At 64.7% G+C, this 21,268-nt stretch carries 18 protein-coding genes; 5 read left to right on the top strand and 13 right to left on the bottom strand.

What is annotated here, in order from left to right; all coding sequences use genetic code 11:
- Positions 1-186: 186 nt before the first annotated feature.
- Positions 187-552, top strand: a complete 366-nt coding sequence (locus EEB11_RS00085; RefSeq protein ID WP_135428839.1) for a TfoX/Sxy family protein — start codon at positions 187-189, stop codon at positions 550-552.
- Here the strand turns inward: EEB11_RS00085 and ndk are convergent.
- The 4 genes from ndk to EEB11_RS00065 form a co-directional block, all read right to left on the bottom strand.
- Positions 522-944: a nucleoside-diphosphate kinase gene (gene ndk, locus EEB11_RS00080; protein WP_135428225.1), complete on the bottom strand. Its 423-nt coding sequence runs from the start codon at positions 942-944 to the stop codon at positions 522-524. The genes EEB11_RS00085 and ndk overlap by 31 nt on opposite strands.
- A gap of 103 nt (positions 945-1,047) precedes the next feature.
- Positions 1,048-2,508: a ribosome biogenesis GTPase Der gene (gene der / locus EEB11_RS00075; protein WP_135428223.1), complete on the bottom strand. Its 1,461-nt coding sequence runs from the start codon at positions 2,506-2,508 to the stop codon at positions 1,048-1,050.
- A gap of 53 nt (positions 2,509-2,561) precedes the next feature.
- On the bottom strand, positions 2,562-3,914 hold the full coding sequence (locus EEB11_RS00070) for an outer membrane protein assembly factor BamB family protein (RefSeq protein WP_245298708.1): 1,353 nt from the start codon (positions 3,912-3,914) through the stop codon (positions 2,562-2,564).
- A 38-nt stretch (positions 3,915-3,952) separates the two neighbouring features.
- Positions 3,953-4,612, bottom strand: a complete 660-nt coding sequence (locus tag EEB11_RS00065) for a hypothetical protein (RefSeq protein ID WP_135428219.1) — start codon at positions 4,610-4,612, stop codon at positions 3,953-3,955.
- Between the two features lie 230 nt (positions 4,613-4,842).
- Here EEB11_RS00065 and EEB11_RS00060 point away from each other — a divergent pair, with 230 nt between their 5' ends.
- Positions 4,843-5,973: an efflux RND transporter periplasmic adaptor subunit gene (locus EEB11_RS00060; RefSeq protein ID WP_135428218.1), complete on the top strand. Its 1,131-nt coding sequence runs from the start codon at positions 4,843-4,845 to the stop codon at positions 5,971-5,973.
- Positions 5,970-9,479 (top strand): efflux RND transporter permease subunit, encoded by a 3,510-nt coding sequence (locus EEB11_RS00055; RefSeq protein WP_135428216.1) that lies wholly within the window; start codon positions 5,970-5,972, stop codon positions 9,477-9,479. Before EEB11_RS00060 ends, EEB11_RS00055 begins: the two co-directional genes overlap by 4 nt.
- Positions 9,480-9,488: 9 nt before the next feature.
- On the opposite strand, the gene EEB11_RS00050 is transcribed toward EEB11_RS00055, so the two are convergent.
- Complete coding sequence (locus EEB11_RS00050; protein WP_135428214.1) at positions 9,489-11,300, bottom strand: ABCB family ABC transporter ATP-binding protein/permease; 1,812 nt, start codon at positions 11,298-11,300, stop codon at positions 9,489-9,491.
- A gap of 60 nt (positions 11,301-11,360) precedes the next feature.
- Positions 11,361-12,944, bottom strand: coding sequence for a LysM peptidoglycan-binding domain-containing protein (locus EEB11_RS19730; RefSeq protein WP_280950231.1), 1,584 nt, complete (start codon positions 12,942-12,944; stop codon positions 11,361-11,363).
- 131 nt (positions 12,945-13,075) lie between these two features.
- Here EEB11_RS19730 and EEB11_RS00040 point away from each other — a divergent pair, with 131 nt between their 5' ends.
- Positions 13,076-13,630 carry an LOG family protein gene (locus tag EEB11_RS00040; RefSeq protein ID WP_135428212.1) on the top strand — a complete coding sequence of 185 codons (555 nt, stop codon included), beginning with the start codon at positions 13,076-13,078 and terminating at the stop codon, positions 13,628-13,630.
- Positions 13,631-13,671: 41 nt separating this feature from the next.
- Here EEB11_RS00040 and EEB11_RS00035 read toward each other — a convergent pair whose 3' ends face one another.
- The 3 genes from EEB11_RS00035 to hisI all read right to left on the bottom strand — a co-directional run bounded on the left by EEB11_RS00035 (position 13,672) and on the right by hisI (position 15,315).
- Positions 13,672-14,106 (bottom strand): baeRF12 domain-containing protein, encoded by a 435-nt coding sequence (locus tag EEB11_RS00035; protein WP_135428211.1) that lies wholly within the window; start codon positions 14,104-14,106, stop codon positions 13,672-13,674.
- Between the two features lie 141 nt (positions 14,107-14,247).
- A complete protein-coding gene (locus EEB11_RS00030) occupies positions 14,248-14,847 on the bottom strand; it encodes a superoxide dismutase (protein WP_135428209.1) in 600 nt (199 codons plus the stop codon).
- Positions 14,848-14,943: 96 nt separating this feature from the next.
- Positions 14,944-15,315: a phosphoribosyl-AMP cyclohydrolase gene (hisI, locus tag EEB11_RS00025; protein WP_135428207.1), complete on the bottom strand. Its 372-nt coding sequence runs from the start codon at positions 15,313-15,315 to the stop codon at positions 14,944-14,946.
- Positions 15,316-15,379: 64 nt separating this feature from the next.
- Here hisI and EEB11_RS00020 point away from each other — a divergent pair, with 64 nt between their 5' ends.
- Positions 15,380-15,832, top strand: a complete 453-nt coding sequence (locus EEB11_RS00020) for an iron-sulfur cluster assembly scaffold protein (RefSeq protein WP_135428205.1) — start codon at positions 15,380-15,382, stop codon at positions 15,830-15,832.
- Positions 15,833-15,973: 141 nt separating this feature from the next.
- On the opposite strand, the gene EEB11_RS19400 is transcribed toward EEB11_RS00020, so the two are convergent.
- The 4 genes from EEB11_RS19400 to ctrA all read right to left on the bottom strand — a co-directional run bounded on the left by EEB11_RS19400 (position 15,974) and on the right by ctrA (position 21,175).
- On the bottom strand, positions 15,974-16,120 hold the full coding sequence (locus EEB11_RS19400) for a hypothetical protein (RefSeq protein WP_167852611.1): 147 nt from the start codon (positions 16,118-16,120) through the stop codon (positions 15,974-15,976).
- A 70-nt stretch (positions 16,121-16,190) separates the two neighbouring features.
- Complete coding sequence (recG, locus tag EEB11_RS00015) at positions 16,191-18,290, bottom strand: ATP-dependent DNA helicase RecG (RefSeq protein WP_135428203.1); 2,100 nt, start codon at positions 18,288-18,290, stop codon at positions 16,191-16,193.
- Complete coding sequence (ligA, locus tag EEB11_RS00010; protein ID WP_135428201.1) at positions 18,287-20,404, bottom strand: NAD-dependent DNA ligase LigA; 2,118 nt, start codon at positions 20,402-20,404, stop codon at positions 18,287-18,289. Before ligA ends, recG begins: the two co-directional genes overlap by 4 nt.
- Before the next feature lie 63 nt (positions 20,405-20,467).
- Positions 20,468-21,175 carry a response regulator transcription factor CtrA gene (gene ctrA, locus EEB11_RS00005; protein WP_135428837.1) on the bottom strand — a complete coding sequence of 236 codons (708 nt, stop codon included), beginning with the start codon at positions 21,173-21,175 and terminating at the stop codon, positions 20,468-20,470.
- Positions 21,176-21,268 lie beyond the last annotated feature (93 nt).

Below are 21,268 nucleotides of genomic sequence, written 5' to 3'. Positions count from 1 at the left end.
CGCCCCAACAGGGTGGCCAGCAGCAGCAGGGCGGCACACCCGCGCCCCAGCAGCAGGGTGGCGCACCGGTCTTCAAGGATTGGGCGTCGATCTGAACATATAAAGAACAACCTTGAACCAGACGGGGTCAGCGGTCACGCTGGCCCCGTTCTGATTCTGCCCATTCTGACTCTGACAGGGTGCATGATGTCTGATCCGGTGTCCTCGATCCCCAACCTTGGCCCGGCATCAGAGCTGGCCTTTGCGAAGGCGGGCATCCACACCGCCACCGAATTGCGAGCGCTTGGCGCAGACGCGGCCTGTCGCCGACTGCTGCTGTCGGGCAGTGCTGCGCATTTCATCGGCTATTACGTGCTGGTGATGGGGTTGCAGGGTCGCCCGTGGAATGATTGCAAGGGCGCAGAGAAAGTCGCGCTGCGCAAACGCTTTGACGCGATCAAGGCCAGCACCCTGGGCACAAAGGAAAAGGGCCGCTCCGATCTGGAGGCGGCCCTGTCGTTTTTTGGCGTCGTCGAAAAGACTCAGCCGACCAGTTCGAGACCCGAGAAGTAGAACGCGATCTCGCGCGCGGCTGACTCGGCGCTGTCGGAACCGTGGACCGAGTTTTCGCCTTTGGACAGCGCGAAATCCTTGCGGATAGTGCCGTCATCGGCCTGCGCCGGATCGGTCGCACCCATCACTTCGCGGTTCTTGGCAATGGCGCCTTCGCCTTCCAGAACCTGAACCACAACCGGCTCGGACGCCATGAACTCGCACAGCTCACCATAAAAGCCGCGCTCTTTGTGCTCGGCGTAGAATTCACCGGCTTGCGCTGCCGACAGGTGGATGCGCTTGGAGGCGACAACCCGCAGACCGGCCTCTTCGAATTTGGCAACGATCTTGCCGGTCAGATTGCGGCGGGTGGCGTCGGGTTTGATGATGGAAAGCGTGCGTTCGATGGCCATTTCGGCGTCTCCTGATGTGGGTCAAGGCCCTTGCCTTGCGCCCGTGTTCTGCGGCGCGTCCCTATCATGGGGCGCGGATGATGAAAACCCCGTGAAGCAGGGCTTACTTCTTGTCCATGTGCTTGCGCAGACGGCTGGGGGTGTGGAATTTGCGTTCCTTGAACGGGTTGTCATTCGCCTGAGAGCGGAAGAACAACCGGATCGGCGTGCCGGGCATGTCAAAGTGTTCGCGCAACCCATTGACCAGATAGCGTTTGTAGCTTTCGGCCAGTTCTTCGGGGCGCGAGCATTTGATGACAAACCCCGGCGGGCGGGTCTTGACCTGCGTCATATAACGCAGCTTGATCCGGTGGCCGCCCGGGGCCGGTGGCGGGTGTGCCTCGGTCATGGCACCCAGCCAGGTGTTCAGCCGGTTGGTGGTGATGCGCTTGTTCCAGGTGTCATGCGCGCGGCGGATGGCGTCGTGCAGCCGGTCAAGCCCGCGCCCGGTTTTCGCCGATACGGTGACCAGGGGTGCCCCGCGCAGCTGTGGCAGCAGGCGATCGAACATTTCTTTCAGCTCGGCCAGCTTGTCCTGCTTTTCATCCTCCAGATCCCATTTGTTGACCGCGATCACCACGGCACGACCTTCAGACTCCGCATAATCTGCGATCCGCAAGTCTTGGGATTCAAAGGGAATATCGACATCGAGCAGAACCACGACCACTTCGGCAAAGCGCACAGCGCGCAAGCCATCGGCAACCGAGAGTTTCTCAAGCTTTTCAACGACCTTGGCGCGTTTGCGCATCCCCGCCGTATCGAAAATCCGGATCGGCGTGCCCAACCAGTCGGACTTGACCGAAATCGCATCGCGGGTGATCCCGGCTTCCGGCCCGGTCAGAAGCCGGTCTTCGCCGATGATCTTGTTGATCAGCGTGGATTTTCCGGCATTGGGCCGCCCGATCACCGCGATCTGCAGCGGCTTTTTCACCGTGGGCCGGTGGGCAAGTTCATCCGCCTCCAGCTCGGCGTCTTCTTCGGAGATGTCCACGTCGACCAGCGGCGTGTTCTCGGCCTCGCGCTCGGCAAATTCGCCTTCCAACGGCTTGAGAAGACGGTACAAATCGTCCATCCCCTCACCATGCTCGGCCGAAATCCGCAGCGGCTCGCCCAGACCCAAGCTCCAGGCCTCCAGCGCGCCGTCTTCCCCGGCGCGGCCTTCGGCCTTGTTCACGCCAAGGATCACTCGCGCGGCTTTCTTGCGCAGGATCTCGGCAAACACCTCATCCGTCGGGTTCACGCCGACCCGGCCATCAATCAGGAACAGACAGACATCGGCCATATCGACCGCGCGTTCGGTCAGCCGCCGCATCCGGCCTTGCAGCGAGTCGTCGGTGACTTCTTCCAGCCCGGCGGTGTCGATCACGGTAAAGCGCAGGTCGAACAGCTTGGCGTCGCCCTCGCGCAAATCACGGGTCACCCCCGGCTGGTCATCGACCAAAGCCAGCTTGCGCCCGACAAGGCGGTTGAAAAGGGTAGACTTGCCCACATTCGGGCGGCCCACGATGGCGAGGGTAAAGCTCATGTCTTATACAGGTCCGGGTTCATTCAAGCCGTTCCCCATACAGGGCTTTGACCTCAACGGAAAGCGTGAAGTTGCCCGTTGGTGCTGACGACATACAGCGCACCACCCGCAAGCGCCGGGGCCGCCGCCGCCCCGCCGGGAATCTGCGCCGTGCCGACCAGCGTGCCATCGGTCGCGCTGAACTGCCGCAGAAGACCATCACCCGACACCACGACCACCCGGCCCCCGGCCAGAACGGGGCCGTAATGCGCGGTGATCGCCTTGTGACGGCGGGGCTTTTCATTCTCGAAATAGGGCATGTCGGCCAGCCAGATCACGTCGCCAGTGGCGGCATCCAGACGCACCAGCCGCGCCTCGTCATTCACCACAAAGACCGATCCGCCCACCACCAGCGGCGGGTTCATCGCACCCTCAACGGCGGTCCAGATCCGCTCACCGCTGCCTGCGTTGATCGCGGCCGTGCGGCCAGCGGCGGTGCCGGCATAGATCGTGCTGCCCACGATCACCGGATCGCCGGTCAGATCGGTCAGCCCCTGATAGCCGCGCCCGGGGCGCTGCCCGGTCACCGGCGCGCCCCAGACCCGCACGCCGTTCAGGCGCAGGGCCGAGACCAGCTCGCCACTTGGGAATGGGAAAATCACGGTGCGGTCGGTCACCGCCGGGGCGGCAGAGCCAGAGACCGCCAGCGTGTTGGGCAGGCCCGGAACGGTCCACTGCACCTTGCCGTTGCGGGCATCCACCGCCCAGCCCGCGCCATCGCGGGTGGCGACGTAAACCGTGCCGCCGTCATAGGCCGGCGCGCCCGAAACAGGGCTTGCCAGACGCTGGCGCCAGACCACAGCCCCGGTGCTCGCCTGCAAGGCCACCAGTTCGCCATAGCCGGTCGCCACAAAGACCATGCCACCGCCAAGCGCCACACCGCCGCCCGAGACATTGCCGCCCCGGTCAAACGGCGCGGACAGGTCGGCCTGCCACAGGGTGGCCCCGTTGGTGCCGGTGGCCACAACCCGCGCGTTGCTGTCCATCGTCACGATCCGGCCATCGGCCACGACGGGCGAAGTCGAAATCCGGTTCATCCGGCTGGAGCCCGCGCCGATATTGGCGCTCCACACCCGTGCGGTCGTGGCCGACAACCGCCCGTGGGGCGAGGCATGGCGGGCAGATCCGCCCCGATGGCTCCACTCGGCATTGGCCACAGCGGCGGGCAGGGCAATTGGCACGCTCTGGTTTGCGGGCAGGGCTGACGGGGCCACAGGGGCCGGTTGGCCCTCCACAGGAATTGACGCCGCCAGATCGGCGCGCACCGGAAAGCGTTCGCCCGACAGAACCAGTTCGCGTTCGCACGCAGACAGCAGCAGGGCGGCGGTCAGTGCCGAAAGACCCAGCCAGCATTTCTGTTTTACCACTCGCTTCACTCCTCCGGCCCCATTCCCGCTGCGCACCATTATCCGGCGTCAGCCGCAGGGGCGGTTTCGCCCCCCAGCGCCACAATCATCTGTCCTGCCCGGCCACGCAAGCCCGCCGGGGCCTGCTGGTCCTGCGTCAGCGCCCGCAGCGCGCTGATCGCGGCGTCTGTGTTGCCTTCTTCGACCAGAAGGTAAGCCAACTGTTCCAGCGCCAGCGGCCGAAAGGCACGCCCTGCCGCCGCCACCGGTTCCAGCAACGCCCGGCGCTCTGCCAGCGGCAGATCGGCCCCGGCCAGGATCACCCGGCGTAACACGGCCAGATCGCGGTAGCTTTGCGGCTGCGCGGAATCTGCGGCAAGGGCTTCCAGCGCGGCAAGGCTCGCCACGCGGTCCTGCGTCGGGTCTGATGCCAGCAACAGCGCCAGCACGGCCTTTTGCGCGCCATCCGCCGGAACCGACGACAGCGCCTCTTGCCGCGCCTCGGCGCCGCCCATATCCAGCGCATCCAGCACGGAATCGCCAAAGGCCTGCGCCTCGGCCGTGGCTTGCGCCTTTGACCATTCGGTCCAAGCCGTGCCACCGACAATGGCCAGCACGATCAGCGCGGGAATCCAGCCATATCTGCGGAAATAGGAATACAGCCGGTCACGGCGCACCTCTTCCGTCACTTCCTGAATGAAACTTTCTGGATTGCTCACGTCACTTCGGCTTTCAAAAGGCGCTTCGTTACCTGTGTAGCACCTGACCCGCCCTGAAGCGCATCAGACCACATCTCTGCGCTCTGTCTTACACGCAAGCACAAGGGCTTGCCAAGCCCTGCCCCAGAGACGTCCCGGCATGCGGCATCCGCTGCGGCATGGATGCGGCTTGCCCGAGGGGCCTGCAATGCCTAGATTAACGCCTGCGAAAGCGGCTTGCAAAGGTGATCATGCGTATCCTGCCCCCCTTGACCGCTCTGGCCGTGGCGGCCACGCTTTATGTGGCCGTCTTCGAGCGGGACCGTCTGATGGCCACCACCGCCGCCGAACCCGGCCCCGCAGATGCCGACACATCGGCGCCCACCCCGACCGATGCCGCAATGTCCGTGGTCGCCACGGTTTCTGCCGCGACGATGGTGCAGAACGCCGTGGTCGCCCGGGGCCGGACCGAAGCCGCGCGTCAGGTCGAGGTGCGGGCCGAAACCGGCGGGCTGGTGCGGTCAGACCCGCTGCGGCGCGGCGCCTTTGTCACCACCGGCCAGACCCTGTGCGCGCTGGACCCCGGCACAAGACTGCAACAAGCCGCCGAGGCCGAAGCCCGGGTGACCGAGGCGCAGGCCCGCCTGCGCGAGGCCGAGGTGAACGCCGAAGCTGCCAACCGGTTGAATGAGGGCGGCTTTGCCACGGAAACCCGACGCATCGGAGCCGAAGCTGCTTTGGAATCGGCCCGCGCCGGGGTGCAGGGCGCGCAGTCGGCGCTCGATGCCATCCGCATCGACATTTCCCGCCTGACCGTCACCGCCCCGTTCGAGGGGCTGCTGGAAACCGACACCGCCGAGCTGGGCAGCCTGCTGCAACCCGGCGGGGCTTGCGGCACCGTGATCCAGCTGGACCCGATCAAGCTGGTCGGGTTCGTCCCCGAAACCGAGGTGGACCGGATTTCTGTCGGGGCCATTGCGGGCGCGCGGCTGATTTCGGGGCGCGAGGTGCAGGGCCGCGTCACCTTTCTGTCGCGCGTTGCTGATCCGGCCACCCGCACCTTCCGGGTCGAGGTGACGGTGCCCAACACCGACCTGTCCATCCGCGATGGCCAGACCGCGGAAATGCTGATCGCTGCCGATGGCGTCATGGCGCATCTGCTGCCCGCCTCCAGCCTGACGCTGGACAATGCGGGCGTGCTGGGGGTGCAGCTGGCGGTTGACGACCGCGCCAGCTTTGCCCCCGTCACCGTGCTGCGCGATACCGTGGATGGCATGCTGGTCACCGGCCTGCCCGATCAGGCCACGGTGATCACGGTGGGGCAAGATTATGTGACCGACGGCACAGCCATCACTGTCACCCTGCAACAGGCCGCACCATGACCGGGCTGATCGACTGGGCCGCCGCCCGCGCCCGCATGGTGGTGGCCTTTATCCTGCTGTCAGTCGCCGCCGGGGTGCTGGCCTATGTCAACCTGCCCAAAGAGGGCGAGCCGGATATCGACATTCCCGCGCTGTTCGTATCGGTCCCCTTCCCCGGCATTTCCGCCGCCGACTCGGAAACCCTGCTCGTCAAGGTGATGGAGCAGGAGCTGTCAGGCCTTGACGGGCTGAAAACCATTTCCGGCACCGCTGCCGAAGGTTACGGCGGTGTCGCGCTGGAATTTGAATTCGGCTGGGACAAGTCGCAGACCATCGCCGATGTGCGCGACCGGATGAACACAGCCGAGGCGAAGTTTCCAGCCGGGGCCGACACCTATTCGATCAACGAGATCAATTTCAGCGAATTCCCCATTCTGGTGATCGCCCTATCCGGCGACGTGCCTGAACGCACGCTTCTGCGGGCCGCCAAAGACCTGCAATCGAAGATCGCCGCGCTGGAACCCGTGCTCAAGGCCGAACTCGCCGGTCACCGGGATGAGATGCTGGAGGTGCTGATCGATCCGCTGAAGCTGGAAGCATATAACATCACCGCCGCCGAGCTGATCACGGTCGTCACCCGCAACAACCAGCTGATCGCGGCGGGTGAGGTGGAAACGGCCAGCGGGGCATTCGCGGTCAAGATCCCGTCCAGCTTCAACACGCCTGCGCAGGTGTATGGCCTGCCGGTCAAGGTCAATGGCGACCGCACCATTACGCTGGGGGATCTTGCGCAGATCAACCTGACCTTCGAAGACCCCACCGGCACCGCGCGATACAATGGCGAGTCGACCGTGGCCATTCAGGTGGTCAAGCGCAAGGGCTTCAACCTGATCGATACCTCGCGTCTGGTGCAGGATGTGGTGGCGGCAGAGGTGGCGCTTTGGCCAGATGACCTGCGCCGGTCCGTCTCGGTCGCAGCCTCGCTGGATCAGTCCACCAATGTCGAAGGCATGGTGCGCCAGTTGGAAGGCGCGGTGCTGACCGCGATTGCGCTGGTGATGGTGGTGGTGCTGGCTGCCCTTGGCACCCGCTCGGCGCTGCTGGTCGGGTTTTCGATTCCGACGACCTTCCTTTTGACCTTCGCCTTCTTTGCCGTGCTGGGGATTTCGGTGTCGAACATCGTGATGTTCGGCCTGATTCTGGCCGTCGGCATGCTGGTCGATGGCGGCATCGTGGTGGTCGAATATGCCGACAAGCGCATTCAGGAAGGCTCGGGCCCGATGGCCGCCTATACCGAAGCCGCCAAGCGGATGTTCTGGCCCATCGTCAGTTCCACCGCCACCACGCTCTGTGCCTTCCTGCCCATGCTGTTCTGGCCCGGGGTGGCGGGGGAATTCATGGGGATGCTGCCAGTCACGCTCATCTTTGTGCTGTCAGCGTCCTTGCTGGTGGCGCTGGTTTATGTGCCGGTGATGGGCGGGGTCGCAGGCCGGGTGACGCGGCAGCTGGAAGCGATTGCCGCGCTCTTGCGCCCGCGTCCGTTGTGGCTGCGCATTCTGCTGGTCGGTGTCTCGCTTGCGATCCTGTTTGCCGGGGTTGCAATACTGCTGGCCCCGCGCGGCACCGGCGTGGCCGGTTTGTTGCCCGGGGCAGCACTTGCGATGCTGGGCGGCTTTGCCGCCTCGATCACGCTGGAGGCGGCAAAGCCAGTGCGCCGCGCGCCCGTGGTGGCAGGGTATCGCCGCAGCCCCTTTGGCCGGGTGATCCGCTTTCTGACCGGCAACCCGATCATGCCGCTGGTGTCCATCGCCGCCGTGATCGGCTTTGTCGCGCTGATCTTCGGCCTTTATGCCCAGCATGGCAAAGGGGTGGAGTTCTTTGTGGCGACCGAACCGGAACAGGCCATCGTCTATGTGCAGGCGCGTGGCAACCTGTCGCTGACCGAAAAGGACGCGCTGTTGCAGCAGGCCGAGGCGCTGGTCGTCGGCACGCCGGGGGTGCAGTCGACCTTTTCCTTCGCGGGGGCTGGCGGGCTGAACGCCAATACTGGCGGCGCACAATCCCCCTTGGACAGTGTGGGCCAGATCCAGCTGGAGCTGGCACCCTGGGAAAAGCGCAGTGCTGACCCCGCCTTGGGGGGCGAGCGCATCATCGCGGGCCTGACCGAGCGGCTGAACACTCTTCCCGGCATCCGCATCGAGGTGCTGGCGGGGGCGTCCGGCCCCGCCTCGGGTAAGCCGCTGCATCTGCGCCTGTCGGGCGATGATTTTGCCGCCCTTGACAGGGCCGTGGAAACCATTCGCGCGCAGATGGCGACGATGGACGGCCTGATCGGCATCGAGGACACCCGCCCCCTGCCCGGCATCGACTGGGAAATCACCGTCGATGTTGCCCGCGCCGGGCGTTTTGGCGCCGACGTCGCCACCGTGGGCGGCATGGTGCAACTGGTGACGCGCGGCGTGATGCTCGATACCATGCGGGTGGACTCGTCCGATGAAGAGATCGAGATCCGCGTCCGCCTGCCAGAGGCGGACCGCGTGCTGTCCACCCTCGATTCGCTGAAGGTGCGCACCGCCGACGGGCTGGTGCCCTTGGCCAATTTCATCACCCGCAAGCCGGTGGCAAAGCTGGGCCGGATTGACCGGGTCAACGAATCCCGCGTCTATGATATCCGCGCCGATGTCGCCCCCGGCCTGACGCGGCCCGATGGCGCGCCGATCAATGCCACCGAACGGATCGAGACCCTGACCGCATGGCTGCAGACCGCCGATCTGCCCGAAGGCGTCGCCTGGGTCTGGACAGGCGATCAGGAAGATCAGGCCGAGGCCGGGGCGTTTCTGATGCAAGCCTTTGCGGGTGCGCTGGGGCTGATGTTCATCATCCTGCTGGCGCAGTTCAACTCGGTCTACAATTCCGTGCTGGTGCTTTTGGCCGTGATCCTGTCCACCACCGGGGTTCTGATCGGCATGATGGTGATGGGGCAGACCTTCAGCATCATCATGACCGGCACCGGCATCGTGGCGCTGGCGGGCATCGTGGTGAACAACAACATCATCCTGATCGACACCTATCAGGAATTCAGCCGCTATATGCCAAAGCTGGAGGCGATCACCCGCACCGCCGAACAGCGGCTGCGCCCGGTGCTCTTGACCACCATCACCACCATGGCGGGGCTTGCCCCGATGATGTTCGGCCTGTCGGTCGATTTCTTCGGCGGCGGCTATACGCTCAACAGCCCTTCGGCGCTGTGGTGGACGCAGTTGGCCACCGCCGTGGTGTTCGGCCTTGGCATCGCCACCGTGCTGACACTGGTGCTGACGCCATCGCTGCTGGCGCTGCGGGTCTGGTTCTGGGCCGGCGCGTATCGGGGCTGGGCGCAGCTGTCGGCCCTCGCCCATGGCAAGGGCAGCGTTGAGGCGCGCGATCTGGCGCTGACCCGCGCCGCCCGCGCGGTGCAAGGCCCGCTGATCCTGTGGGAGGACGCGCCGCCACCTGCCCCCTACCCGATCCGCAGCGCGGCGGAATAGCGGGGGCGCTTACGCCGCCTCTTCCTCTTCCGCCGATTGCCGCGCCCACATCGCGGAATAGCGCCCGCCGTTGGCCAGCAGCACCTCATGCGTGCCCTGTTCCACAATCTCGCCCGCTTCCAGCACGATGATCCGGTCGGCATCGGCAATGGTGGACAGCCGGTGCGCGATGGTGATCACCGAACGGCCCTGCCCCATCAGCAGCAGACTGTCCTGAATGTCGCGCTCGGTTTGGGTGTCCAAGGCACTGGTCGCCTCATCCAGAATCAGGATCGGCGGGTTTTTCAGCAAGGTCCGCGCAATGCCCACGCGCTGTTTCTCGCCGCCCGACAGCTTCAGACCGCGTTCGCCCACCGTGGTCTCGTACCCTTCGGGCAAAGACACGATGAAGTCGTGGATGCGCGCAGCCCGTGCCGCCGCCTCCACTTCATCCCGCGTGGCCCCGGCGCGGCCATATGCGATGTTGTAATAGACCGTGTCGTTGAACAGCACCGTATCCTGCGGCACCACGCCGATCTGGCCGTGGATGCTGGTCTGCGTCACATCGCGCAGATCCTGCCCGTCGATGCGGATTGCGCCGTTGGTCACATCATAGAACCGGAACAACAACCGCCCGATGGTCGACTTGCCCGACCCCGATGGCCCGACCAGCGCAATCCGCTGGCCCGGTGCCACGGTAAAGCTGACGCCTTTCAGGATCGGCCGGGTCGGGTCGTAATCAAAGCGCACATCGTCAAAAGTGACCTCACCCTTGGTGACCGCCAGATCCGGCGCACCGGGCTTGTCCACCACCTCGGCAGGCTGGCCCAACAGGCCGAACATCTCGCCCATATCGACCAGCGCCTGCCGGATCTCGCGGTACACCGTGCCAAGGAAGTTCAGCGGCATGGTGATCTGGATCATATAGGCGTTGACCATGACGAAATCGCCCACCGTCAGCACCCCCTGCTGCACCCCGCGCGCCGCCATCACCATCACGATCACCAGACCCGAGGTGATGAAGAACGCCTGCCCAAGGTTCAGGAAGGCCAGCGAAAGCCCGGTCTTGACCGCCGCCACCTCATAGCGCTGCATGGCCATGTCATAGCGCTGCGCCTCTAGCCCTTCGGCGTTGAAATACTTCACCGTTTCATAGTTCAGCAGGCTGTCGATCGCCTTCTGGTTCGCATCGGTGTCCTGCGCGTTCATCTCGCGCCGGATCGCGACCCGCCATTCGGTGACCTTCAGGGTAAAGGTGATGTAGATGCTGATCACCACCACCACCACCGCCGCATATTGCCAGCCGAACACCACCGCAAAGATGATGGCCACCATGCTCAGCTCAAGGATCAGCGGCCCGATCGACAACAGCATGAAGCGCAGCAGAAAGTCGACGCCCTTCACCCCCCGCTCGATGATCCGGCTCAGACCCCCGGTCTTGCGGGTGATGTGATAGCGCAAGGAAAGGCGGTGAATATGGGTAAACGTCTCCAGCGCCAATTGGCGCAGCGCCCGCTGGCCCACCCGCACAAACACCGCGTCGCGCGCCTCGTTGAACGCCACCGTCAGCAGCCGGGCCATGCCGTAGGCCACTGTCAGCCCCACCGCCGCCAGCCCCAGCAAGGTGGCCGTATCCGGCGCATCGCCCGCCAGCGCATCCACCGCCTGCTTGTAGATCGCCGGGGTGGAGACCGAGATGACCTTGGCCATCACCAGCAGCAAAAGCGACGCCACCACCCGCCGCTTGACCCAGTTCTGACCCGGAGGCCACAGATAGGGGATCACACGCGCAATGGTCTGCAGGCCACTGGCCGGGGCGTCTTTCGGGGTCGGTTCAATCATCGGGGGCCTCTTTTCGGCCCTGATATCTAGGGGGAACGGGCGGGAATGGCCAGACCCGGTTCAGGGTTTGGCGGGAATTGTAAAGACCTGGCCGGGGTAAATCAGATCGGGGTCGCCGATCTTGTCGCGGTTGGCCTCATAGACCTGCACATACAGGATGCCCTCGCCGAAATTCTGCTGCGCGATGCCCCACAGGGTAAACCCCGGCTGCACGGTGACGCTGACCGGCGGCGGCGGCTCCGCCGCGCTGGCCGCAGCATCTGCCGTCACAGGCGCGGGGGCGGCAGTGCCATCGGGGGCTTGCGGGGCGGGGGTGCCTGCAAAGGTTCCGCCTGGCTCTGCGGTCTCTGCTGCGGTGGGCGGACTCATCGCCGCCGGTTCGGTCAAAGACGGGGCCGCAGGTGGCGCGTCCGTCGCTGGCTCTGCGCCCGGAACCGGCTCGACCAGCCTCCCGGCATCGCCCGGCACCGTGGCCCCAGCCGACAGCGCCGCCAGACCCTCGGGCGTTTCGCGCTTGAACGGCGTCTCGAACCGGGCCGAGACTTTGCCCGCACCGTCCACCTGATCGACCCGCAGCGTGTAGAGCTGCGGCGCGGTATCGCCCAGCGTCACCTGCCACAACCCGGTCGCCGATATGGCCGCCTCTGCCACCAGCGCTGTGTTCAGATAGATCCGTACCGTCTGGCCGGGCTGGCCCCGGCCCGACAGTTGTACCTCGCCCGCCGGTGCATAGGAAATCGCCTCCAGCAGCACCGGCACCCCGTCTGCCGCGGTTGGAGCCGCACCCGGCGCAGCATCTTGCACCACCGGGCTCTGCACCACAGTCGCCCCACCTTGGGTCACCAGCAAAGCCACCGGCGGCGGCGCGGGGGGCGGTGCAGCGTCTGCCGATGGGGCCGCAAGGGTCGGTCCATCGCCGGAAGCAAGGCCCGTCGCCACCTGCTCCGGCCCGGGCGGCACCACCGCGCGCGACAGAGCCAGCCCTTGCGTCGCCTCTGGCGCAGGGGTCATCGCGGGGGCCATGGCCTGATCCTGCGGCCCGGCAATCGGGCCAAGCGCCACCGATTGTTCCGAACCGGCCGCGGCACCGCCCGGCGTCACCGCCTCCAGCGTCATCAGGCTGGGCTGTGCATTGGGCAGCAAGGTGAACAGTGCGGCAAAGCTGCCATCGGCGCCCGCCTGAACCTCGGCCACCGCCTGGCCATCCACCAGCACAGACACCATCGCCCTCGCCGCCGCCCGGCCCGACACGACGGCAAAGCCATCGGCTTCGATCCGGTACCCGTCAAAGCGCGGCAAGACCGGATCGGGCCTGTCCACGGCAGGGTCAGCCGGAACGGCGGCGCCCACTTCTGCCGGTGCTTCAGGCGCGGCGGGGGCCTCTGGCACCGCCTGCACCTCCGGCTCCACCATCGGCACAGCCCGCGCCTCGGGTGCCGTCGCAGGGGCCGCAGGCGCAGCCGCCGTGGTCTGCACAGGGGCCACGGTTCCCCCCGCCTCCGGCACGGCGGCGACAGCGGGTGCTGGGTCTTGGGTCACGTCCTGCACGGGCCACAGCAGAGCGGCCGCCACCGCCACGACGCCAAGCCCCGCCACACCCCCCGCAACGCGCGCCGCGCCACCTTTCCCCGTCCAGACCGCCATGTCATTTCCCCGTCGCGTTCCGACCCCAAAAGGGGCCCGGTCAGCGGGGCCTGTTGCCGGCCCCTGCTTTCCTTTGCATAGGAACCCCGATAACACTGGGCTTGCAACGAAAATTCCATGAAAGGGCCGTCATGACATCGCTTCGTTCTGTCTGTGTCTTCTGCGGATCACGCCCCGGGCTGTCGCCCGACTATGCGACTGCCGCGCGCGCGCTGGGTCAGGGCATTGCAGATCACGGCTGGCGGCTGGTTTACGGCGCGGGCGATGTCGGGCTGATGGGCGAAGTGGCGCGCGCCGCCCTGACCGCCGGGGCCCGGACCATGGGGGTGATCCCGACGCATCTGATGGGCAAGGAACAGGGCAAGCGCGATCTGGGCCAGCTGGTCATCACCGAAGACATGCATGAGCGCAAGAAGGTCATGTTCATGAACTCGGATGCCATCGTGGTGCTGCCCGGCGGCGCGGGCAGTCTGGACGAGTTTTTCGAAGTGTTGACCTGGCGACAGATCGGGCTGCACACCAAGCCGATTTTCCTGCTGGATACGGGCGGTTACTGGCAGCCCTTGATCCAGCTTGTCGATCACGTCATCGATCAGGGCTTTGCCGAGGCGCATCTGCGCCACGCCTTTACCGCCGTTCCCGATGTGCCGGGCCTGCTGGCCCGGCTGGATGCCGAATTTACGTGAATTTACATAACATTACGCGGCAAAGCTGAGAAATCTTATGATCAGGCCGCCCGATCCATCGCTTCGGCCATCACACTGACGATCTTGTCGAGCGGATGCTGCGTCAGCGTGCGGGGCAGCATGATCACCACCCGGCTGCGCAACCTGTCATCCAGCCGGGTGCGGATCGCTTCCAGCAGATGCGGCGGGGCGGCAATTGCCAGCCGCGTGGTGCGCGACTGGCGCACCGCAAAGGTCAGCCGCGTCATCAGCATGGCCACCATGGCCGTTTCGGCCAGCAGCGCCCGGTCGCTTGTCTCGGGACGCTGGGGACCGGCAGGTATGCGGTCCGCGCCCTGATCCAGCCCCGGCGTCTCGATCCGGTCGATCACCCGCAGATCGGGTGCGGCCACGCTGCCGGCGTTTTCCAGAATCATCGCCCCGGCCCCATCGACCACCACAATCCAGCACCCCCGCCCGGCCTCTTGTGTCCGCATCGCACCCTCCTGTCGTTTTTTTTATTTTCCCCTGTCAGATGGGAACTGAATACTGCGACGGAAGTGTGACACTCTGTCCCCAGCAAAAACCCGCGCAAGCGGGGCTTGCGCGGGTTTTCCGGTCAGATCAAGGTCTTGGCCTTACATGCGGGCGGCGACTGCTTCCCAGTTCACCAACTTGTCAAGGAAGTTGGTCAGGTAGGCCGGGCGCTTGTTGCGGAAGTCGATGTAGTAGGAATGTTCCCACACATCGCAGCCCAACAGCGCGGTCTGACCAAAGCACAGCGGGTTGACGCCGTTTTCGGTCTTGGTGACCTTCAGCGCGCCATCCGCATCCTTCACCAGCCAGGCCCAGCCAGACCCGAACTGTCCCGCACCGGCGGCGGAAAACTCTTCCTTGAATTTGTCAACCGACCCGAAGGACTCGGTCAGCGCGGTTTCCAACGCGCCCGGCATGGCGACCTGACCCGGGCCCATGATTTCCCAGAACAGGGCATGGTTCCAGTGCTGGCTGGCGTTGTTGAAAATACCATTCTGCGCAACGGCGGTCTTGTTGTAGGTGCCGACGACAATCTCTTCGACCGACTTGTTTTCCCATTCGGTGCCGGCAATCAGCTTGTTGCCGTTGTCGACATAGGCCTTGTGGTGAATGTCGTGGTGATATTCCAGCGTCTCTTTCGACATGCCAAGAGCGGCAAGCGCATCATGGGCATAGGGCAGATCGGGAAGCGTGAAAGCCATGGGATGTTCCTTTGTCGGTTGTAACGGACTGGCGCAAATAGGAGCTTTTCCGGCCCGAAGGTCAAGGGCAGCGCCGGGAAAAGGGGTTGCTTATGGTCAACTATCACCTCCAGCCATAGGTTCCATGACAATCACCTCGGCCCCGTCACGGACCACGGTATAAAAGCATGACCGGCGGTTGGTGTGGCAGGCGGGCCCGTGCTGATGCACCCGCACCAACAGGCAATCGCGGTCGCAATCCACCCGCAGTTCCACCAGATGCTGCACATGGCCAGAGCTTTCCCCCTTGACCCAGAACGCCTCCCGCGACCGCGACCAATAGGTCACCCGGCCCGTGGCCAGCGTCTGCGCAACCGCAGCCGCATTCATCCAGGCCATCATCAGCACTTCATTGCTGTCATGGTCCTGCGCGATGCAGGGGATCAGCCCGCGTGCATCATATTTCAGGCTGGCAGGATCAAAAGCCATGCGCGTTCTCCTTGGCGGCTGCGGAGGATCGGTCTATCTAAGGATCGACAAAAGGAAAAGCGCGATGAGCGACAGTGACCTGATCAAACTCTACTCCGGGCGGATTCTGGAACTGGCCGCCGACATTCCACACCATGGCCGCTTGCCAGAGGCGCAAGCGACAGTGCGCAAACGCTCGCCCCTGTGCGGGTCGACCGTGACGGTGGATCTGGTGATGCAGCATGGCCGGGTCAGCGGTTTTGGTCAGGACGTCAAGGCCTGCGCGCTGGGGCAAGCCGCCGCCAGCCTGCTGGGACAAGTGGTGATCGGGCGCAGTGCTGCGGAGCTGGCCACGGGCCGCGATGCCCTGCGCGCCATGCTGCAGGGCACAGGCCCGGTGCCCGCCGCGCCGTTTGACGGGTTTGTCGTGCTGACCCCGGCCTGCGATTACAAGAACCGCCATGCGTCGATATTGCTGGCCATCGAGGCCGCGGCAGAGGCCGCTGCGATGGCCGAGGCGGCTGCGCAGCTAGGCTAACCCCTGCCCCGCGTGACCGTTCCGGCATAAAAAAACCGCCGCACGTCGGAGAGACGGCGGCGGCAAGTGGCGTATCTGTTGCGCGCAATGGCATCACTTGGGGACAGATGCGGGCGCGCGGGTATCAGACCGCAGGCAGTGTCAGAGAGACGTGAGCGACAGGCAAAGATACAGCGACGCAAACAGGGCAAACACGCCCAACAGATCTTCGATCAACGTGGCGCGGGACCGGGTGACGATTTCCTTGACTTGGGCAACCATGGCATCCTCCTGTATGCGTGTTGCCATATTGTTCTCATGCCAACGTTATCCTGTAAAGAACTTTTTAAGAACATATGTGAACAAAATGCGTTTCGGATCAGCCGACCGAGATCAGCCGGATCGCCCGGTCCTGATCCAGCAGCCACAGCAGCACCCGCGCTGCCTGCCCGCGCGGGCTGGAAAGCCCCGGGTCCAGCGTCAGCAGCGCCCGCGCATCGGATTGGGCCACCGCCATCAGCGCCGCCTGCCGCTCCAGATCGGCCACCCGGAACCGGGGCAGCCCCGATTGCGCGGTGCCGATCAGATCGCCCGCGCCGCGCATCGCCAGATCTTCCTCGGCAATGCGGAACCCGTCTTCGGTGTCGCGGATCGTGGTCAGCCGCCGCTCTCCCGCCTCGCTCAGCGGGGCCTGATACAGCAGCAGACAGGTCGACTCCGCCGCCCCGCGCCCCACCCGGCCGCGCAACTGGTGCAGCTGCGCCAGACCGAAGATCTCGGCCCGTTCGATTACCATGATCGAGGCATTGGGCACATTCACCCCGACCTCGATCACCGTGGTCGCCACCAGCACCCGCGTCTCGCCACGCTGGAACCGCGCCATGGCGGCATCCTTCTCGGCGGGAGGCAGTTGGCCATGCACCATGCCCACCACTTCGCCCCCCGTCTGACTTTGGAGCGCGGCCCGCAGATGGGCAAAGCGCGCCTCGGCGCTGGCGTAGTCCAGCACTTCAGAGTCTTCCACCAGCGGGCAGACCCAATAGCACTGCCGCCCCTCGGCCACCGCGCGGGCCAGATGCGCCACCACCTCATCCATCCGCGCAGCTGCAATCATCACCGTCTTGATCGGCTTTCGCCCGGCGGGCTTTTCGTCCAGTACCGAGACATCCATATCGCCATAGCTGGCCAAAGCCAGGGAGCGCGGGATCGGCGTCGCCGTCATCACCAGCACATCCACCGCGCGGCCCTTGGCCCCAAGCTCCATCCGCTGCGCCACGCCAAAGCGGTGCTGTTCATCCACCACCGCCAGCCGCAGATCGCTAAAGGCCACATCCTTCTGAAACACCGCATGGGTGCCGACCAGCATGGCAATCTGCCCCCCGGCCAGATCCCGCAACTTGGCCGCACGCTCCGCGCCTTTGTCGCGGCCCGTCAGCAATTCCAGCCGCACCCCCGCCGCCGCGGCCAGCGGGGCCAGCCCTTCGTAATGCTGGCGGGCCAGAATTTCGGTCGGGGCCATCATCACCCCTTGCCCGCCCGACTCGGCGGCGATCAGCAGGGCCATGAACGCCACCAGCGTCTTGCCGGACCCCACATCGCCCTGCAACAGCCGGTTCATGCGCAAGGGGGCCGCCATATCCGCCGCAATCTCGGACACCGCACGGGTCTGCGCGCTTGTCGGCGCATAGGGCAGACTGCGCAGCACCTGCGCCTGCAACAGCCCGGTGCCGCGCGTGGTCACGCCTTTTGACTTGCGCAAGGACGCCCGCGCCAAAGACAGAGTCAGTTGATGCGCGAACAGCTCATCATACGCCAGCCGGGCGCGTGCCGGGTCGGTGGGCGCAAGCGCCGCCGCCCCCCCGGGCCGGTGCACCGCTGAAATGGCCGCGCGCCAGTCGGGCCAGCTCTCGCGCGCTTTCAGCCCCGGGTCGATCCATTCCGGCAGATCGGGTGCGCGCGTCACCGCGCCCTCTGCCGCCTTTGCCACCACGCGCTGCGTGACGCCTGCGGTCAGCGGATAGACCGGCTCATAGGCGGGCAGATCCCCCGCCTCCTCGACCCGCAGCACATGATCGGGATGCACCATTTGCGCGATGCCATCGAACAGCTCGATCCGGCCTGAAACGATGCGGCGCTGCCCGGTGGGCAGCAGCTTTTGCAGATACTCGCCCCGCGCGTGGAAAAACACCAGCGCCCATTCCAGCTGTGGGTCGCGCACCATCACACGGTAGGGCTTGCCCTTGGTGCGTGGCGGGAAATGCGCGCCGACCTCAACCTCCACCGTCAGCACGCAAGGCGGCACCACATCGCGCACGCTTTGCCTGCGGCTGCGGTCGATGCCGGAATGCGGCAGCAGGAACAGCAGATCCTTTGGCCGGGTCACCCCCAGCGACTCCATCGCGCGGGCGGTTTTCGGCCCCACACCCTCCAGCGTTTCCATATCCGCAAACAGCGGAAACAGGATCTCCGGCCGGCTCATGCGCCCTCAATCAGGGCAAGCCAGCCATCTTCGTCCAGCACCGTAACCCCATGTTTTGACGCTTCTTTCAGCTTTGACCCCGCGCCCGGCCCCGCCACCAGAATATCGGTCTTGGCGCTCACACTGCCCGCAACTTTCGCGCCCAGCGATTCTGCCCGCGCCTTGGCCTCGGCCCGCGTCATCTTTTCCAGACTGCCGGTGAACACCACGGTTTTGCCCGCCACCGGGCTGTCGCTCGCCGCTTTCCACACCACCGGCTGCACCTGCAACTGCGCCACCAGCGCATCAATCGCGGCGCGTTCAGCGTCATTCTGGAACGCTGCCGTCAGGCTTTCCGCCAGAGTCTGGCCCACGCCGTCAATCGACAGCAGTTCCTCCCAAGCCACCGTGCCCGGCACTGCATGGGTGACGGCGGCCTCGAACGCCTCCCATGTGCTGTAATGGCGTGACAGGATCTGCGCGGCGACTTCACCCACATGCCTGATGCCAAGCGCAAAGATCAGCCGGTCGAGCGGAATGCGGCGTTTATCCTCAATCGCCGCGAACAGCTTGCGCGCCGAGGTTTCGCCAAAGCCTTCGCGATTTTTCAACCGTTTCAACCCGTTGGCGGCGTCTCTTGCGGCAAGGGTAAAGATATCGGCGGGCGCTTTCACCGGCAGACCTTCATCGCGGAAAAACATCTCCACCTGTTTTGCGCCCAGACCGTCGATGTCAAAGGCATGGCGGCTGACGAAATGCTTCAGCCGCTCCACCGCCTGCGCCGGGCAGATCAGCCCGCCCGAGCAGCGGCGTACCGCGTCGCCTTCCTCGCGCAAAGCCGGGCTGCCGCATTCCGGGCATTCATGAGGGAAACCATAGGGTTGCGCATCGTTCTTGCGACGGGCCAGATCCACATCGGCCAGTTTCGGAATCACATCTCCGGCGCGATACACCTGTACCCAGTCACCAATGCGGAAATCCTTGCCGCCGCGGATCGTGTTGCCCTTGGCATCGCGCCCGGCGATGTAGTCCTCATTGTGCAGCGTGGCATTACTGACCACCACACCCCCGACCGTCACGGGGCGCAGGCGCGCGACCGGCGACAGAGCCCCGGTGCGGCCGACCTGAATGTCGATGCCCAAAAGCTCTGTCCAGGCCAGTTCCGCCGGGAATTTATGCGCAATCGCCCAGCGGGGAGTGGCAGAGCGGAACCCTAGCCGCGCCTGAAGGCCCAGATCATCGACCTTGTAGACCACGCCGTCGATGTCATAGCCTAGGCTTGCGCGCAGCACTTCGATCTGGCGGTAATGCGCGATCATCTCCTCGGGCCCAGTGCACAGCCGGGTCAACGGGTTGGTCTGAAAGCCAAGCGCTGCCAGCCGTGCAATGGCACCATATTGCGTCATCGAAAGCGGTTCGGATAGCGCGCCCCAGCTGTAGGCAAAAAACCGCAAAGGCCGCGCCGCCGTGATTGTCGCATCCAGTTGGCGCAACGATCCGGCGGCGGCATTGCGCGGGTTGGCGAATGTCTTGCCCCCCGCCGCCGCCTGCCGGGCGTTCAGCGCGGCGAAATCGGCGTGGCTCATGTAGACCTCGCCCCGCACCTCCAGCACATCGGGCGCGCCGGTCAGGTGCTGCGGAATATCGGCAATGGTGCGGGCGTTGTCGGTAACATTTTCCCCAACTTCACCATCGCCGCGCGTGGCCGCCTGCACCAGCACCCCACCTTCATACCGCAGGGACAATGACAGCCCGTCGATCTTGGGCTCGGCGGTAAAGGGCAGCCCGCCCGCATGGTTCAGATATTTGCGCACCCGATCGGCAAAATCCGCCACGTCCGTCTCGTCAAATGCATTTTCAAGGCTCAGCATCCGTACCTGATGCGTCACCTTGCCAAAGCCGTCCGACACGGGCGCACCGACCTGATCGCTGGGGCTGTCCCCCCGTTTCAGGCCCGGAAACCGCGACTCGATCGCGGCATTGCGCTGCTTCAGCGCATCATAGTCTGCATCCGATATCTCGGGCGCATCCAGCGTGTGATAGGCGCGATTTGCACCCGCCAAAACCCCCGCGAGCCGCGCCAGTTCGCGGCGCGCCTGATCTTCGGTCAACTGCTCCACGGCTGTCTCGGCCATCGTCCCCTCCGCTTGCCCCCAAGGTTTAGGGGGGCGGCACCGCAAGGGCAAGGGCTGCAAGGGTCAGGCGCTGGCGGCCATCTTGCGCGGTTCTCCCACCGGGTCGCGCAGGACATAGCCCCGGCCCCATACGGTTTCGATGTAATTGTGCCCGCCCGTCGCTTCTGCCAGCTTTTTGCGCAGCTTGCAGATGAACACGTCGATGATCTTCAGCTCCGGCTCATCCATGCCGCCATAAAGATGGTTCAGAAACATCTCTTTGGTCAGCGTGGTGCCCTTGCGCAATGAAAGCAGCTCCAGCATCTGGTATTCCTTGCCGGTCAGATGCACCGTCTTGCTGTCCACCTCGACCGTTTTGGCATCAAGGTTCACATTGACCTTCCCGGTCACGATCACCGACTGGCTGTGCCCTTTCGACCGACGGATGATCGCATGGATGCGCGCCACCAGTTCTTCGCGATGAAAGGGTTTGGTCAGGTAATCATCCGCCCCGAACCCGAAGCCTTTGAGCTTAGAATCCGTGTCATCCGTACCCGAAAGGATCAGAATCGGCGTTTCGATTCGCGCCAAGCGCAATTGCCTTAACACTTCATGTCCGGACATATCGGGCAGGTTCAAGTCCAGCAAAATAAGATCGTAATCATAAAGTTTTGCCAGATCGATGCCATCTTCACCCAGATCTGTGCAATAAACATTCAGATTGGCATGGCTTAGCATTAATTCTATGCTACGCGAGGTTGTTGGATCATCCTCGACGAGTAAAATTCGCATTTTTAGGCTCCGCAACACATACAGGTACATTAACACCATGGAGGCCAATGGTTAGGGTCAGGACCCATTGATCTTGCGATTGCGGCGTGATTC

The sequence above is a fragment of the Pseudotabrizicola sediminis genome, assembly GCF_004745575.1.
Classification (GTDB): domain Bacteria; phylum Pseudomonadota; class Alphaproteobacteria; order Rhodobacterales; family Rhodobacteraceae; genus Pseudotabrizicola; species Pseudotabrizicola sediminis.
This window is presented reverse-complemented; position numbering and strand designations above follow the sequence as displayed.

Coding starts and splice junctions, on each gene's coding strand:
- hisI (WP_135428207.1), bottom strand. CDS start 15,315: ATGGCTTTTGATCCTGCCAGCCTGAAATATGATGCACGCGGGCTGATC.
- EEB11_RS19400 (WP_167852611.1), bottom strand. CDS start 16,120: ATGGCAACACGCATACAGGAGGATGCCATGGTTGCCCAAGTCAAGGAA.
- EEB11_RS00060 (WP_135428218.1), top strand. CDS start 4,843: ATGCGTATCCTGCCCCCCTTGACCGCTCTGGCCGTGGCGGCCACGCTT.
- EEB11_RS00035 (WP_135428211.1), bottom strand. CDS start 14,106: ATGCGGACACAAGAGGCCGGGCGGGGGTGCTGGATTGTGGTGGTCGAT.
- EEB11_RS00030 (WP_135428209.1), bottom strand. CDS start 14,847: ATGGCTTTCACGCTTCCCGATCTGCCCTATGCCCATGATGCGCTTGCC.
- der (WP_135428223.1), bottom strand. CDS start 2,508: ATGAGCTTTACCCTCGCCATCGTGGGCCGCCCGAATGTGGGCAAGTCT.
- EEB11_RS00055 (WP_135428216.1), top strand. CDS start 5,970: ATGACCGGGCTGATCGACTGGGCCGCCGCCCGCGCCCGCATGGTGGTG.
- ndk (WP_135428225.1), bottom strand. CDS start 944: ATGGCCATCGAACGCACGCTTTCCATCATCAAACCCGACGCCACCCGC.
- EEB11_RS00085 (WP_135428839.1), top strand. CDS start 187: ATGTCTGATCCGGTGTCCTCGATCCCCAACCTTGGCCCGGCATCAGAG.
- EEB11_RS00050 (WP_135428214.1), bottom strand. CDS start 11,300: ATGATTGAACCGACCCCGAAAGACGCCCCGGCCAGTGGCCTGCAGACC.
- EEB11_RS19730 (WP_280950231.1), bottom strand. CDS start 12,944: ATGGCGGTCTGGACGGGGAAAGGTGGCGCGGCGCGCGTTGCGGGGGGT.
- ligA (WP_135428201.1), bottom strand. CDS start 20,404: ATGGCCGAGACAGCCGTGGAGCAGTTGACCGAAGATCAGGCGCGCCGC.
- EEB11_RS00040 (WP_135428212.1), top strand. CDS start 13,076: ATGACATCGCTTCGTTCTGTCTGTGTCTTCTGCGGATCACGCCCCGGG.
- recG (WP_135428203.1), bottom strand. CDS start 18,290: ATGAGCCGGCCGGAGATCCTGTTTCCGCTGTTTGCGGATATGGAAACG.
- ctrA (WP_135428837.1), bottom strand. CDS start 21,175: ATGCGAATTTTACTCGTCGAGGATGATCCAACAACCTCGCGTAGCATA.
- EEB11_RS00020 (WP_135428205.1), top strand. CDS start 15,380: ATGAGCGACAGTGACCTGATCAAACTCTACTCCGGGCGGATTCTGGAA.